This is a genomic window from Vibrio sp. 2-2(8) (genome assembly GCF_963888495.1).
Classification (GTDB): domain Bacteria; phylum Pseudomonadota; class Gammaproteobacteria; order Enterobacterales; family Vibrionaceae; genus Vibrio; species Vibrio anguillarum.
The window spans coordinates 450,317-464,885 of sequence record NZ_CAWPJM010000022.1 but is presented as its reverse complement, the minus strand read 5'-3'; the positions used below and the strand labels follow the sequence as shown (position 1 = coordinate 464,885).

Here is a 14,569-nt window from a genome sequence, read left to right as displayed (position 1 = left end):
GCACTGTATGACATTATGCTTAAACCTAAGGTGTAAAAGTGGCTACCCCTAGCTCATTTTCTCGACGTGTTTTCGCCATCATTTGCGTTGGTGAAATCACGGTGCGAAGATCCATCGCTTGTTCAGTGCGAACCAGTTCACCACGCAGTGAGTTGGCAAACACATCGACAATTTTTACATCGACAAATTGGCCAATCAGATCGGCGGAGCCTTCAAAGTTAACGACACGGTTATTTTCGGTACGGGCGCGAAGCTCCATTAGATTTTTCTTAGATGGGCCTTCGACTAATACGCGTTGTTCTGTCCCTAACATCAAACGTGAGTAACGCATCGCTTGTGCGTTGATTGTTTGCTGCAGTTCATATAAACGCTCTTTTTTGGCGTCTTCTGATAAATCACATGGGTAATCAGCGGCTGGCGTACCCGGGCGAGGGGAGAAGATAAAGCTGAAGCTCATATCAAAATCAACGTCTTTAATCAGCTTCATTGTATCTTGAAAGTCTTTATCTGTTTCACCGGGGAAACCGACAATAAAGTCAGAACTAATTTGGATCTCTGGGCGCGCCTTACGCAGTTTGCGAATAATGGATTTGTACTCAATCGCGGTGTGTGGGCGCTTCATCATGGTTAAGATTCGGTCTGAACCACTTTGTACTGGAAGATGCAGGAAACTCACCAGTTCAGGTGTGTCTTCATAAACGGCAATAATATCGTCGGTAAATTCGAGTGGGTGGCTGGTGGTGAATCGAATGCGATCAATACCATCAATGGAGGCGACTAAACGTAGCAGATTAGCAAATGAACAGATTTCACCATCGTGCATAGGGCCACGGTATGCGTTAACGTTTTGTCCTAAAAGATTGACTTCGCGTACACCTTGCGCCGCGAGTTGCGCGATTTCATACAACACATCATCCATCGGGCGACTGACTTCTTCACCGCGAGTGTAAGGTACTACGCAGTAAGTGCAGTATTTTGAACACCCTTCCATAATAGAGACGAATGCGGTTGCGCCGTCTGCTTTTGGTTCTGGTAAACGGTCGAATTTTTCAATCTCTGGGAACGAAATGTCCATGACTGGCGCATCGTTGGTTTGCGATTGTTTTATCATTTCTGGCAAGCGGTGTAGGGTTTGCGGGCCAAAAATAACATCAACAAAGGGAGCGCGTTCACGAATGTGATCACCTTCTTGGGTTGCAACACAGCCGCCAACGCCAATTACGACGCCTGGTTTTTTATCTTTCAATGTTTTCCAGCGACCTAGCTGATGAAAGACTTTCTCTTGTGCTTTTTCACGGATCGAACAGGTGTTAAGTAATAATACATCTGCTTCCTCTGGCTCTTCCGTTAGCTCGTAGCCGTTTGCAGCGTTAAGCAGGTCGGCCATTTTTGATGAATCGTATTCGTTCATCTGGCAGCCCCAGGTTTTAATTAGCAGTTTCTTACTCATCTCACTTTCGCTCGTCTTATTAGTCTAAATTGGTTGAACTAATGCTCAAATTGTAGCCGCCATCTCGGCGGTAAGCCGCGTATTGTACTGCTTTAAAAAGTCACTGACTAGTCATCCAATAAAATCTCTCACATGTTCCGTCATCTCTAGATTTTTACCATAGAAAGTGCAGGGTTTTTGTGTAAAAAAATTCGCAAAAAAGAGCTGAAAACGTACAATGAAAATCGACTCAAAACTCAGACGATTAAGTATAAACAATGAACAATTTTGACGTGGTGGTGATTGGCGGTGGCATGGTTGGGGCAGCAGTGGCTATAGGCTTTGCTAAGCAAGGTCGCACGGTTGCTCTGGTTGAGGGTATAGAGCCTGAAGCGTTTACAATAGACCAAGCAATGGATCTGCGCGTATCAGCCATTTCGCAAACTTCGGTTCAGTTACTTACTGACTTAGGTGCATGGAATGAAATTGCACAAATGCGTGTTTGCCCTTATCGCCGCCTAGAAACCTGGGAGCACCCAGAGTGCCGTACTCGCTTTCATAGCGATGCACTCGGCCTCCCTCAGCTGGGGTATATGGTCGAAAATCGTCTTATTCAGATCGGATTGTGGGGGCAATTTACGCACTATCCGAATTTGCAGGTTTTTTGTCCTGATAAGCTCAAACACATTGTGTTTGGCCAACAAAATAGCGTGCTTTTAGAGTCAGGCGCAACTCTTACTGCAACTTGGGTGATTGGTGCGGATGGTGCAAATTCTCTTGTGCGGCAGCTGGCGGGAATTGGTATTACCGCGTGGGATTATCGACATCATTGCATGTTGATCAATGTCGAAACTCATCAACCTCAGCAAGATATTACGTGGCAGCAATTTTTTCCATCCGGCCCGCGCTCGTTTCTTCCTTTGCCGGGTAATCAAGCTTCTTTGGTATGGTATGACTCACCAAAACGAATTCGCCAATTGTGTGCGATGAACAAGCAGCACTTAAGGGAGCAAGTGTTGGCCTCTTTTCCTGAGGAACTAGGCGATATTAACGTGTTGCAGTGTGGGGCATTTCCCCTCACTCGTCGTCATGCTCAGACGTATGCGAAACGGCAATGTGTTTTGGTTGGCGATTCAGCACACACGATTAACCCTCTGGCTGGGCAAGGGGTGAATTTAGGGTTTAAAGATGTAAAAGCGTTATTAGCTGTGACACAAAATCAAGAAGCTTTAACACAAGCGCAATTACGGAATTATGAAACATGCAGAAGGCCGGATAACTTAGTGATGCAATCAGGAATGGATCTGTTTTATAAAACGTTCAGCAACGAGGTTTTGCCAGCAAAGTTGGTGCGCAACGCGGTATTGAAGTTGGCCGAACATTCAGGCCCAGTGAAGGAAAAACTGTTGAAATACGCGTTAGGTTTGTAGTGCGATTTGAGCTGTTTTTGTAGAAACAAAAAACGCTGCAAATCAGCAGCGTTTTTTACGTAATAAAAATTTTAACGAATTACTTAGTTACACGTAGAACCGGTGTTTCACCAACAACGACGGTGCCAGAAAGCTTGTTCAGCTCTTTGATTTCGTCCATGTTAGAGATAACAACAGGTGTTAGTGTTGATTTTGCTTTCTCTTCAAGAAGCGCTAGGTCGAATTCGATAACAGTATCGCCTGCTTTAACCGCTTGGCCTTCTTGAGCGATACGAGTAAAACCTTCACCTTTTAGCTCAACTGTGTCGATACCAAAGTGAACGAATAACTCAACACCGTCATCAGACTCGATTGAAAACGCATGGTTAGTTTCGAAAATCTTACCGATAGTGCCGTTAACTGGAGCTACCATTTTGTTGCCTGATGGTTTAATCGCAATACCATCACCAACAATTTTCTCAGCGAAAACAACATCTGGCACATCTTCGATATTGACGATTTCACCAGAAAGAGGGGCAATAATTTCAATCGCACCTGCATCTGAGCTGTCGTCAGATACTAGCTTCTTAAGTTTATCAAACAGACCCATTGTGTCATGCTCCTAACGTTTAATTTTATTCTGTCGAATTATAGTATACCAATCGCCAACAATAGACGACCTATTTTTAGTCGTCTATCTCATTGGTATTAGCGAATTATTGCGTTTTCTCTGCGATGAATTTTTCCACACAAGCTTCGATTTCAGCTGCGGTTGGGAAAGAGAGTGCTTCTTCTGCCATCGCTTTAACTTCGGCGAAGTTTGAGTTACGGATCACTTTCTTCACTTTAGGGATAGAGATACCACTCATAGAGAATTCATCGAGTCCCATACCAAGTAGAAGTAGCGTTGCACGTTCATCACCCGCTAACTCGCCACACATACCCGTCCATTTACCTTCAGCGTGTGAAGCATCAATCACTTGCTTAATCACGGTTAAAACCGCTGGAGAAAGTGGGTTATACAGGTGTGAAATCATTTCGTTACCACGGTCAACCGCAAGAGTGTATTGGGTTAAATCATTGGTACCGATAGAGAAGAATGACACTTCTTTTGCCAAGTGGTGCGCAATTGCCGCTGCCGCAGGTGTTTCAACCATAACGCCGATTTCGATATTTTCATCGAACGCTAAGCCTTCCGTGCGAAGTTCTTCTTTGTATTCTTCAATGGCGTTTTTAAGCTCACGAATTTCTTCTACAGAGATGATCATCGGGAACATGATACGCAGTTTACCATGCGCAGATGCACGCAGAATGCCACGAAGCTGATCTCGTAAGATGTCACGACGGTCTAAGCTGATGCGAATCGCGCGCCAGCCCAAAAATGGGTTCATCTCTTTTGGTAGATCCATGTACGGGAGATCTTTATCACCACCGATATCCATGGTACGGATAATCACCGCTTCACCACTCATCGCTTCTGCAACTTCTTTATAAGCTTGGTATTGCTCATCTTCAGTTGGTAGCGCGCTGCGGTCCATGAATAAAAACTCAGTACGATATAAGCCAACGCCTTCACCACCGTTGCGTAAAATACCATCGCAGTCTTTTACTGTGCCGATGTTACCGCATACTTCAACTTGGTGGCCATCGAGTGTGATAGCAGGTAGGTCTTTTAGTTTTGCGAGCTCTTCTTTTTCCGCAGCAAAATCATCACGAATTTTTTTCGCTTCTTCAAGCTGTGCTTCTGAAGGATTAATGATGATTTTGTTGTTCATAGCGTCAAGAATAAGCATGTCGCCATTCTTTACTTTCTTCGTGATGTCGTTAGTACCAACAATCGCTGGAAGCTCAAGTGAACGTGCCATGATTGAAGTATGAGATGTACGACCACCGATATCACAAGCAAAACCCAGCACGTAATCAAGATTGATTTGTGCAGTTTCAGAAGGCGTTAAATCGTAAGCAACAAGAATCACCCGTTCGTTAATATCACTCAGTGAAACGATATTGATGCCGAGTGCATTTTTAACAAAGCGCGTACCGATATCGCGGATGTCTGTCGCGCGTTCTTTTAGATATTCATCATCAAGAGATTCTAGGGCAGCAGCCTGCTCTTCGATCACGGTATAGATCGCGTTGTCTGCATGCATTTTGTCATTTTTGATGAGTGCTAAAATTTCCTCTTCTAGCTCTTCATCTTCAAGCAACATGATGTGGCCTTCAAAGATGGCTTCTTTTTCTTCACCAAATGTTTCAAGTGCTTTTTGTTTGATCACTTCTAGCTGAGCAGAAGATTTGTTACGAGCGTCATAAAAACACTGAACTTCTGCTTCTACTTGGTCATCTGAAATAGAGTGAGTATTTAGGACAATTTCATCTTCTTGAAGTAGCAGTGCTTTACCAAAAGCAATGCCTGGAGATGCTAGGATGCCTGAAATCATAGCGTTACCTTAAATTGGTCAACTGTAAACGGGAGAATGTGGACTATTGCGCTAACGGTAATTAGTAGCTCAAAATGTAGACTATTTCCAACAAAGCCATTTTGTTTTCACAAAATGGCTTTGAAATAGTGGACCGGATTAATGTAGTTGGTCCATGAGAGCAACTAGGTGATCTACCGCTTGCTTAGCTTGAGGGCCTTCAGCAGAAATAGTCACAACGGTACCTTTTACTAGGCCAAGAGTTTGAAGTTTGAATAGGCTCTTAGCACTTGCGCTTTTGCCGTTAGAAGTCACTGTGATGTCTGCATCGAATACTTTTGCTTCTTTAACGAACTGCGCAGCAGGACGAGTGTGAAGGCCGTTTTCTGCAGTGATTTCTACTTGCTTCTCGTACATGTTATATACCCCAATTGATTTATTTTTTGTTAGTTTCTTCACCAGAACAGCTTAACTGCTAATCAACGGTTCTGCTAGCAGAGTAACGCTGTTTTAGTGTCATAGCTGATACTGATTTAAATTTCATAATCACGATTTCAATCTATGTTGTCATTCGTCATTATAGTTAATACGTTTCTGACTTCTTTATTTCGAAGCTTAAAATAAAACGAGGTGATATTACCAAAGGTGAGGCAAGGATCAACAAAAAAGCCCCTGTATGGGGCTTTTTTAAACGAAAATTTGATTTAACCACCTATTACTGTTGGTTCTCTTTCTCGGTAAATAGGCCAGAAAATAGTGCGGTGCTCAGATAACGCTCACCTGAGCTTGGTAGTACCGCTACAATTGTTTTTCCTTCAAATTCAGGTAGTTCTGCTAATCTATTCGCTGCTACAATCGCTGCGCCTGATGAAATTCCAGCCAAAATTCCTTCCTCTTCCATGAGGCGCCTTGCCATTTCAATCGCTTCTTCTGAAGTGACGGCTTCAACACGGTCAATGAGGGATAAATCGAGGTTGCCAGGAATAAATCCCGCTCCTATACCTTGGATTTTGTGTGGTGCAGGTTTGATTTCATCTCCAGCAAGTGCTTGAGCAATGACTGGCGACTCCGCAGGTTCAACCGCAACTGAGATGATAGCCTTGCCTTTTTGGCCCTTAATGTAGCGGCTTGTGCCCGTTAAAGTACCACCGGTTCCGACACCTGCAACGAACACGTCAATCTCACCATCAGTTGCATCCCAGATTTCCGGCCCTGTTGTTTTTTCGTGGATTTGTGGGTTGGCTGGGTTATTGAATTGCTGCAGCAACAAGTATTTTTCAGGGTTGCTGGCAACAATTTCTTCTGCTTTAGCAATTGCGCCTTTCATGCCTTTCGCCGCTTCGGTGAGTTCAAGGTTGGCTCCTAAAGCTTTAAGCAGTTTACGGCGCTCTAAACTCATTGATTCAGGCATAGTAAGTGTCAACTTATAACCACGAGCAGCTGCAACAAATGCAAGAGCAACACCGGTGTTACCGCTGGTTGGCTCTACAAGTTCAACGCCAGGTTTCAGTGTGCCAGCTTTTTCTGCTTCCCAAATCATGTTGGCACCGATACGGCACTTCACGCTAAAGCTTGGGTTGCGCGCTTCAATTTTCGCCAGTACCTTACCTTTGCTGACTTTGTTTAAGCGAACAAGAGGAGTGTTACCAATAGTCAGAGAGTTGTCTTCGTAAATTTTGCTCATTGCGATATTCCTTTATTACACACGTTATATGTGCCTGGCGGTCTGATAAGACACGTGAGTGGATACAGATGCAGAATAGGTGTTAACCTTAAAACGTAAAAGGATTAAAAAGTTATAACTTATAGAGGGATATGCAGGTTGAATCTCCCTCGCACCATCACTGCAGTTTGTTTTTAAATTCACCAACCCACATGGCTGTTGCCCCGCATACAGCAACCGGCATGACGATTAAGTTAACAATGGGTATGGTGGTAAAAATCGACACTAAAACACCAAAGCTATACGCCTTGGTCTGTTTTTGTTTCAAATTGTGTCTCATCTGGTTAAAGCTCACTTTGTGGTTGTCAAATGGGTAGTCACAGTATTGGATGGCTAACATCCATGCAGTGAAAATGAACCACAGCAAAGGGCCTAAGGTTTGTCCTAAGGCAGGAATTAGGAGCAATAAGAACAAACCGATTGCTTTGGGTAAGGTATAGATTAATTTTCGCCACTCTCTTGCGAGGATACGTGGGATATCTTTGACCATAGACCAGATGCCATCGCTGTTGATTGGAGCGCCAATTAATCTTTCTTCCACTTTTTCTGCGAGTAGCCCATTAAATGGTGCAGCGACGAAGTTAGCCAGCGTACTGAAGAAATAGGAGAACGTGGCTAAGATAGTGATCGCGAGCAATGGCCATAAAACGTAACTTAGCCAAGATAAAAAATCAGGGATTTGACCAATAAACTGTTCTATCCACGTATTGAGATGATTGAATAAGTAAAAAAGAGCGCTGCCGACGAGAATGATGTTGATGAGTAATGGCAGAATCACAAAGCGTCGAATGCCGGGGGTCAGTGCTAGCTCTAGACCAAAAAAGAAGTATCCAAAACCTGAACGTTGCTTAAGTGTCATACCGTTATCCATGTGAATATCTGTTAATCAATGCTAAAAAGCTATTCTACTCAACCTGCCGAAGAAGAAAAGCGTGGTGAAAATCACATCATGTATTGAACTTCTCACATTAAGTTGTTCTAAATCGGTACAAACTTTTGGTAAAGTACCCCGATAGACCGATATAACCCACGTTGGTGACACGTTCAATTCAAGCTGGTAAAGCTGAGAATAACCATGCATCGAGAAACTGAGAGTGAAACATGCAGGAATTGCGATTCGTACTCATAATTGTTGGCGCGCTAGCGATAGCCGCGTTGCTATTTCATGGTCTTTGGACCAGTAAGAAAGAAGGGAAGTCCAAGTTTGAGGATAAGCCTCTTGGTAAAATTGATGTTGATCACGATGATACACAATCTGCGACCCAGCGTTCATTTGCTCCGGAAGATGATTTCGAAATTATTCGCAAAGTACGTAAAGAGCCAGATTTTAGTGAAGCGGTTGACCCTCTCATTGACGGTTATTCACCAAGCTTTGAACCTGAAAATGTGCTTGATGAACTCGATGATGTGCCCTCAATATCGATGAAAACCGAATCCCCAAGTCTCAGTGAACAAGATGATGTCATTGCTGACGATAATCAAAAATCCGACGTTCAAGAAGCCGAAATGGAAGTTATTGTGCTGAATGTGCATTGTGCGGGAAATGATCCCTTTGTCGGCACTAAGCTTTTTGACAGTATGCAGCAAAACGGCCTTCTTTATGGTGAGATGGATATTTTCCACCGGCATGCCGATCTGTCAGGTACAGGGAAAGTGCTGTTTAGTGTTGCCAACATGATGCAACCCGGTACATTGGCACATCATGATCCTGCGGAGTTTACTACTCGCGGTATCTCATTCTTCATGACACTGCCTTGCTACGGCGAGCCTGATCAAAATTTCAAATTAATGCTTAAAACCGCTCAGCAAATCGCCGATGATTTAGGTGGTAATGTATTGGATGATGCGCGTAATTTAATGACGCCAGATCGATTGGCTGCCTACCGACGCCAAATCCAAGAGTTTAAAAGCGCACGCAACGCGTAGAATAAACATCGACCATTAAGGGCTCCTAGTCGGAGCCTTTTTTCATGATCCGAGAGAATTATGATGCAAACAATAGAACACAAATTAAGCCAACTTCGTGAGACGCTGCATTATCATGCTGTACGTTATTATGTAGAAGATAACCCTGAAATTCCTGACGCTGAGTATGATCGTTTGATGCGTGAGCTGCTTGAGTTGGAATCGCAGTATCCGGAGTTAGTCACAGCGGATTCACCCAGCTTGCGTGTTGGAGGTAAGCCTTTAGAGGGTTTTGCCCAGGTGACTCATGAAATTCCAATGCTCTCTTTAGATAATGTGTTTGATGAGAATGAGCTTGATGCCTTTCACAAGCGGATGCAAGACCGGATACCGAGTGCCCACTTTAACGCTTTTTGCTGCGAACCTAAGCTTGATGGTTTAGCCGTGAGTTTGCTTTACGAAAATGGTGTGTTAGTACAAGCCGCCACGCGTGGGGATGGCGCGGTCGGTGAAAACATTACGGAAAACGTGCGAACGATCAGTGCTATTCCACTGAAGTTACAGGGAAAAGGGTGGCCCGTTCGTTTAGAAGTTCGTGGTGAAGTGTTCATGCCTAAAGCCGGTTTTGAGCGATTGAACCAACAAGCACTCAAAAAAGGTGAAAAAACCTTTGTTAACCCAAGAAATGCAGCCGCAGGGAGCTTGAGACAGCTCGACTCAAAAATCACAGCTCAAAGGCCGTTGAATTTTTATGCTTACAGTGTTGGTGTGATTGAAGGCGCTGAGTTAGCAAGCAGTCATTATCAGCGCTTTTTGCAGTTAAAAGGGTGGGGGCTGCCGATGTGCCCTGAAACACGTCTAGTCTCTTCAATGGATGAAGTGAAAGAGTACTACCAAAGTATCTTAACTCGTCGCGCCCAACTAGCGTATGAGATTGATGGTGTGGTAATTAAAGTTGATGATATTGAACTGCAACAAAAGCTCGGTTTTGTCGCGCGGGCGCCTCGCTGGGCGATTGCTTATAAATTTCCTGCCCAAGAAGAAATAACGCTCCTGAACGATGTTGAATTTCAAGTGGGCCGTACCGGGGCCATTACACCTGTTGCGAAGTTAGAACCTGTATTTGTGGGGGGAGTCACCGTCAGCAATGCGACATTACACAACGCTGATGAAATTGAGCGCCTAGGCGTGAAAATTGGTGATAGCGTTATTATTCGTCGAGCAGGCGATGTTATCCCACAGATTGTTTCTGTGTTGTTAGACAGACGCTCTGATACAGTGGTCGATATTGTTTTCCCGCAGTACTGCCCTGTGTGCAACTCTGACATTGAGCGTGTTGAAGGTGAAGCTGTCGCCCGTTGTACCGGGGGGTTAGTGTGTCAAGCTCAGCGCAAAGAAGCATTAAAGCACTTTGTCTCTCGCAAAGCGTTAGACGTGGATGGTTTAGGCGAAAAAGTGATTGAGCAGCTTGTTGATAAAGAGATGGTGAGCACGCCCGCGGACCTCTTCCGTCTAAAAGCAGGGCAGCTAACGGTGTTAGAGCGTATGGGACCAAAATCAGCACAAAATATCGTTAATGCACTGAATGCCGCCAAAATGACCACATTACCCCGTTTTTTGTATTCATTGGGCATACGTGAAGTCGGGGAAGCGACGGCGGCGAATCTTGCGCTCCATTTCGGGTCATTAGACAAAATTCGCCAAGCGACCCATGAAGAACTACTTGAAGTTCAAGATGTTGGAGTTATCGTTGCGAGTCATATCACATCTTTTTTTGAGCAAGATAAAAACCAACGGGTGATTAATGAATTGATCGAACTCGGTATCCAGTGGCCTAATATCGAAAAGCCGAGCCAAGATGCGATTCTCCCTTTACTTGGTAAAGTGGTGGTTTTGACGGGGAGCTTGTCGAAACTCTCTAGAAGTGATGCGAAAGCGGCGCTACAAGAGCTTGGCGCAAAAGTAACGGGAAGCGTCTCTAAAAACACCGATATACTATTTGCCGGAGAAGCGGCCGGTTCAAAATTAGTAAAAGCGCAAGAACTAGGGATCGAAATTCGCAGCGAACAAGATTTGCTTGAGTTAATGAAAAGCTAATTTTTTAAGCATCCCTTCCTTAATAAAGCCTCAAAATTAATTTTGAGGCTTTATTTTTATCTCAAACCTCCACATTAAAATGTCCAGTAATTAGAAAAAAAGCCCTCATTTGCTTCGATGCCAATCAAGAAGAACTTTACTCTCTTTCAATTTATTATTGCGATGCACTTCAAGCTATTAGTGTAATTGTTTTCGTATCATTTTGAAAATTAATGAGTTTTTTGTTTTTATATTTTGTTTTATGACTTATTAGATCTCGATCACTTACTTGGTCAAAGTTTGCCGTAGCTCATATTTTTTTAGATAAAAATTAAGTTCTCATTGATGTTTTCTGTTGCGAAGTTAGTCTAGTGAACATGGATACACGATGTGTATGCAGGAAAAGAGAAAATCAGAAAATTAATGACTAATTTAGGTTTTCAACATAGGAAATGATTTCTCCCTTCGGCGGCCAACTTAAGGGGGAAATAAAAACAGCTATATCTATTTTTAGGAGTTTTTCCATGGACAAAATGTTTAAACGTACTCTTTTAGGCGCTGCAGTTGCTATGGCTGCAGTTGGTGTTCAAGCTGCTCAACTAACGGACAATGTCCAGTTGTACGGTCAAGCTGCTGGTAACCTTTACTTTGAAAGTAAAGGTGATAGCGCGAAAGATGATACTGTTGGTGTGGAAATTGAATCACGTGTCGGGCTTCGTGGCACTCAATCATTCAATAATTTTGGCCCTGATTTTGTGTGGCAAATTGAAACATCTAACGCATTTAATGGTGATACTGGTGGTCAATTTGGTGGTCGTGATACCTATCTTGGTTTAGCATTTGATGATGTAGGTACAGTCAAAGTCGGGCGTCAACTTGTTTCTATCTACGATTATGTAGACTGGCCACACTCAAACCCAGGTTTAGGTAATGTATTTGACTGGCACAATGCAATTGGTGCAGGTTACCAAGACCGTGCAGACCACGTGATCCGTTTTGACTCTGTAGACTACAGTGGTTTCAAATACTCTCTATCTGCCAGCAAAATGGAAAGCTCTACTGATAACGCAGTAGTGAGCTTTGCGTTAGCTTATAACGCAGAACGTTTTGGTATCCACGGTGGTGCTTATCTTGGTTCGAAAGAGAAAACTGTAACTGCAGCTAAAGATGGCTACTATGAATTTGACAGTTCTAACGGTGAGAAAAAATGGGTTGATGCAACGGCTGCTAAGACAGATGAAGCCCAAGCTGCTTATTACTTAGTTGGTGGTAACGTATCTATTACTGACAAGTTGAGCTTGACAGCTGCTTGGAAACATATGACTAACGAAGTAAATAATGTTGAGAAAAAACAGGATGCTTACTCTGCAACACTAGCTTACTGGGCAACATCTGAGTGGTTATTTAAAGCAGGTTATTCTGCTACGACTAAAGCGAAATTTGGTGGTGAAACACAAGCAGAAAGTAGCAGTCGTGCAATTACAGCACGCGCATTGTATGTACTTGACCCATCTGCAGTACTCTACTTTGACGTGCGTAATTACGATATGATGACCCCTGCTGACGGTGATGGCAAAGGCAATGCTGATGCCAATGACCAAACTCGTTTCTTGATGGGTGTAGAATACTACTTCTAATCATATAGATTAAAAGTGTAAATCGAGGCGAGCGATAGCTCGCCTTTTAACTGGAGGTAATAATGAACAAACTTATGATTAGCGCGTTATTAGGAATGGTTATTTCTGCTAGCTCCTACGCTGATGTGGTGGTGAATATAGATCGAAACCTCCAGATTCTAGCCGTGAATGGCGTTGAACCTGAAATATCGTTTGGCCATACCAATGAAATTACTCTACCTGATGGCGCAAACCAGCTTTTGGTACGTTTTGACAAAGTAATTCACTTTGGTGGTAATCAAAATAAATATAAATCACCGGCGATCGTGGTGAGTTTTAATCAAAGCAATAGTAAGGTGCTGCTTAAACCGGCATCGATGGTCAAAGATGAAACCACTGCCAAAGCATTTGATAAGAACCCTGCGGTTGTCTTGACTAATGCAGCTAAGCAGTCAGTGGAGTTTCAACAAGACGTTTTAGTTACACAAGGTTTTTCACTGATCCGAGATTATGAAAAAGAGCTCTATCAATATAATTCGCAAGCGAAAGTCGCCTCAATCAGTGCACTGAATCAGGTCGGATTTAATCAAAAACGTGGTCAAGCAGCTCCAATGCCTGCTCAAGCTAGTGAGACAGAGCCGGTAACGACTGCCGTGCCAACTAGTTTCACAATGGTGCAGTATCTCTATGGCGAAGCAACTAGCGCGGAGCAACAAGAATTTGCCAATTGGGCCTTTGCTAACCGTGCCGCTGTTAATCAGCCGCTAGTGAGCGAAAATAAGCTAGTGACCATGATGGCCGATTGGTACCAGAAAACTGACAAAGCCGATAAAGCAGCGATTCTAGCGTGGCTGATTAGCCAAGAGTAAAGGCTATTTTTCTTGCATAAATGGCATTTCATTGTATTTTTAGCACTAACAAGGCATGGTTAACTCCCATGCCTTTTGTGTTTTTGTCTTTGTATTTCTCAATGGTTAGCCTATGAATATTAGCCAAGTTTCTCAGTTAACAGCACTTACCGCTAAGTCCATTCGTCTTTATGAAGAGAAGGGGCTGATATCGGCGCCCCTTCGTTCAGAGAATGGTTACCGTCATTATCAACAAGCACATATTGATGATCTTTTACTTATTGCGCGATGCAAGCGCGTTGGTTTTAGTTTAGAGGAATGTAAATCTTTACTCGCCCTTGCCAACGATCCGTCCCGGACCAGTTTTGCAGTCAAAGAGAAAGCGCAAGAGAAGTTGAAACAAGTATCACAGAAGCTGGCAGAGCTTTCATTGATTAAGTTGCAACTAGAAGAGTGGATTACCGAATGTCCAGGCGACGGTGGTAGTGAATGCCCAATCATAGATAATTTGAAGGGGCAGTGTTGCCATAACGACTTGAACAAGTCAGTGTGAAAATGAGCTCATTAGCTAATGAGCTGTGGAGGCACACACTACAATTGGGCTGCCCATAAATGAAAAAACCAAAAGCAATTCATCACTTTTGGTTTTTATGTACTTTCTTACTGATGTTTACTCAATGAAGCTAGCTCTCTTTAGGCTCAACAATCAACACTATTCCTTCGACATCTACGACTTTAACCACAACATCGGCTTCTAGGTTTTGCTGGCATTTTGCTGTCCACGTCGTATCGCCGAGCTGCAATCGAAAAGTTGCCCCTTCTTGAACGCTCTCTTTAAGACGAGCTGTTTGTCCGATCAGCTGTTTCTGTTTCTGGTTCAGATCACGAGTCTCGTCACCATCGTGGTCTGATTTAAATTGTTTACGCCACCATAACCAAGTCGTGACGAGTGATAAACTTGCAAAAGCCATCCACTGCAGTTGCCAACTGATGGGGAGCATCGCAAAGATAAGGCCAACGATGAGTGCGGAAATACCTAACCAAAGAAAATACCCAGCAGTTCCAAGCAGTTCCAATGCAACAAGCACTAAGCCTAATGCGAGCCAGTGCCAATAATTCATTTGTTGTATTAGCTCTATCACG

The 14,569-nt window shown here is 43.5% G+C and carries 13 protein-coding genes; 6 read left to right on the top strand and 7 right to left on the bottom strand.

What is annotated here, in order from left to right:
• Positions 1–25: 25 nt before the first annotated feature.
• Positions 26–1,450, bottom strand: coding sequence for a tRNA (N6-isopentenyl adenosine(37)-C2)-methylthiotransferase MiaB (miaB, locus tag AACV12_RS08440; RefSeq protein ID WP_017048014.1), 1,425 nt, complete (start codon positions 1,448–1,450; stop codon positions 26–28).
• 257 nt (positions 1,451–1,707) lie between these two features.
• Between miaB and AACV12_RS08435 the strand changes: the two genes are divergently transcribed.
• The gene (locus tag AACV12_RS08435; protein ID WP_170900168.1) at positions 1,708–2,859 is read left to right on the top strand and encodes a 2-octaprenyl-3-methyl-6-methoxy-1,4-benzoquinol hydroxylase; all 1,152 of its coding nucleotides are present in this window, start codon (positions 1,708–1,710) and stop codon (positions 2,857–2,859) included.
• Between the two features lie 79 nt (positions 2,860–2,938).
• Here AACV12_RS08435 and crr read toward each other — a convergent pair whose 3' ends face one another.
• From crr to cysZ, 5 genes are all read right to left on the bottom strand, one after another.
• Entirely contained in the window at positions 2,939–3,448 is a 510-nt protein-coding gene (gene crr / locus AACV12_RS08430; protein WP_010317358.1) for a PTS glucose transporter subunit IIA, read from the bottom strand.
• Between the two features lie 106 nt (positions 3,449–3,554).
• Positions 3,555–5,279, bottom strand: a complete 1,725-nt coding sequence (gene ptsI / locus AACV12_RS08425) for a phosphoenolpyruvate-protein phosphotransferase PtsI (protein ID WP_013857325.1) — start codon at positions 5,277–5,279, stop codon at positions 3,555–3,557.
• 138 nt (positions 5,280–5,417) lie between these two features.
• Positions 5,418–5,675 (bottom strand): HPr family phosphocarrier protein, encoded by a 258-nt coding sequence (locus AACV12_RS08420; protein ID WP_026027491.1) that lies wholly within the window; start codon positions 5,673–5,675, stop codon positions 5,418–5,420.
• Between the two features lie 298 nt (positions 5,676–5,973).
• Positions 5,974–6,942, bottom strand: coding sequence for a cysteine synthase A (gene cysK, locus AACV12_RS08415; protein WP_013857323.1), 969 nt, complete (start codon positions 6,940–6,942; stop codon positions 5,974–5,976).
• A gap of 157 nt (positions 6,943–7,099) precedes the next feature.
• A complete protein-coding gene (gene cysZ, locus AACV12_RS08410) occupies positions 7,100–7,852 on the bottom strand; it encodes a sulfate transporter CysZ (RefSeq protein ID WP_013857322.1) in 753 nt (250 codons plus the stop codon).
• 230 nt (positions 7,853–8,082) lie between these two features.
• On the opposite strand from cysZ, the gene zipA reads away from it, so the two are divergent.
• The 5 genes from zipA to cueR all read left to right on the top strand — a co-directional run bounded on the left by zipA (position 8,083) and on the right by cueR (position 13,979).
• Positions 8,083–8,907 (top strand): cell division protein ZipA, encoded by an 825-nt coding sequence (gene zipA / locus AACV12_RS08405; RefSeq protein ID WP_013857321.1) that lies wholly within the window; start codon positions 8,083–8,085, stop codon positions 8,905–8,907.
• Positions 8,908–8,967: 60 nt separating this feature from the next.
• Positions 8,968–10,983, top strand: coding sequence for an NAD-dependent DNA ligase LigA (gene ligA / locus AACV12_RS08400; RefSeq protein WP_013857320.1), 2,016 nt, complete (start codon positions 8,968–8,970; stop codon positions 10,981–10,983).
• A gap of 503 nt (positions 10,984–11,486) precedes the next feature.
• Positions 11,487–12,599 carry a porin gene (locus tag AACV12_RS08395; protein ID WP_013857319.1) on the top strand — a complete coding sequence of 371 codons (1,113 nt, stop codon included), beginning with the start codon at positions 11,487–11,489 and terminating at the stop codon, positions 12,597–12,599.
• A gap of 62 nt (positions 12,600–12,661) precedes the next feature.
• A complete protein-coding gene (locus AACV12_RS08390; RefSeq protein ID WP_170900167.1) occupies positions 12,662–13,447 on the top strand; it encodes a YccT family protein in 786 nt (261 codons plus the stop codon).
• 112 nt (positions 13,448–13,559) lie between these two features.
• The gene (gene cueR / locus AACV12_RS08385; RefSeq protein WP_019280864.1) at positions 13,560–13,979 is read left to right on the top strand and encodes a Cu(I)-responsive transcriptional regulator; all 420 of its coding nucleotides are present in this window, start codon (positions 13,560–13,562) and stop codon (positions 13,977–13,979) included.
• A gap of 130 nt (positions 13,980–14,109) precedes the next feature.
• On the opposite strand, the gene AACV12_RS08380 is transcribed toward cueR, so the two are convergent.
• Positions 14,110–14,568, bottom strand: a complete 459-nt coding sequence (locus AACV12_RS08380) for an NfeD family protein (protein ID WP_017049492.1) — start codon at positions 14,566–14,568, stop codon at positions 14,110–14,112.
• Between the last annotated feature and the right edge of the window lies 1 nt (position 14,569).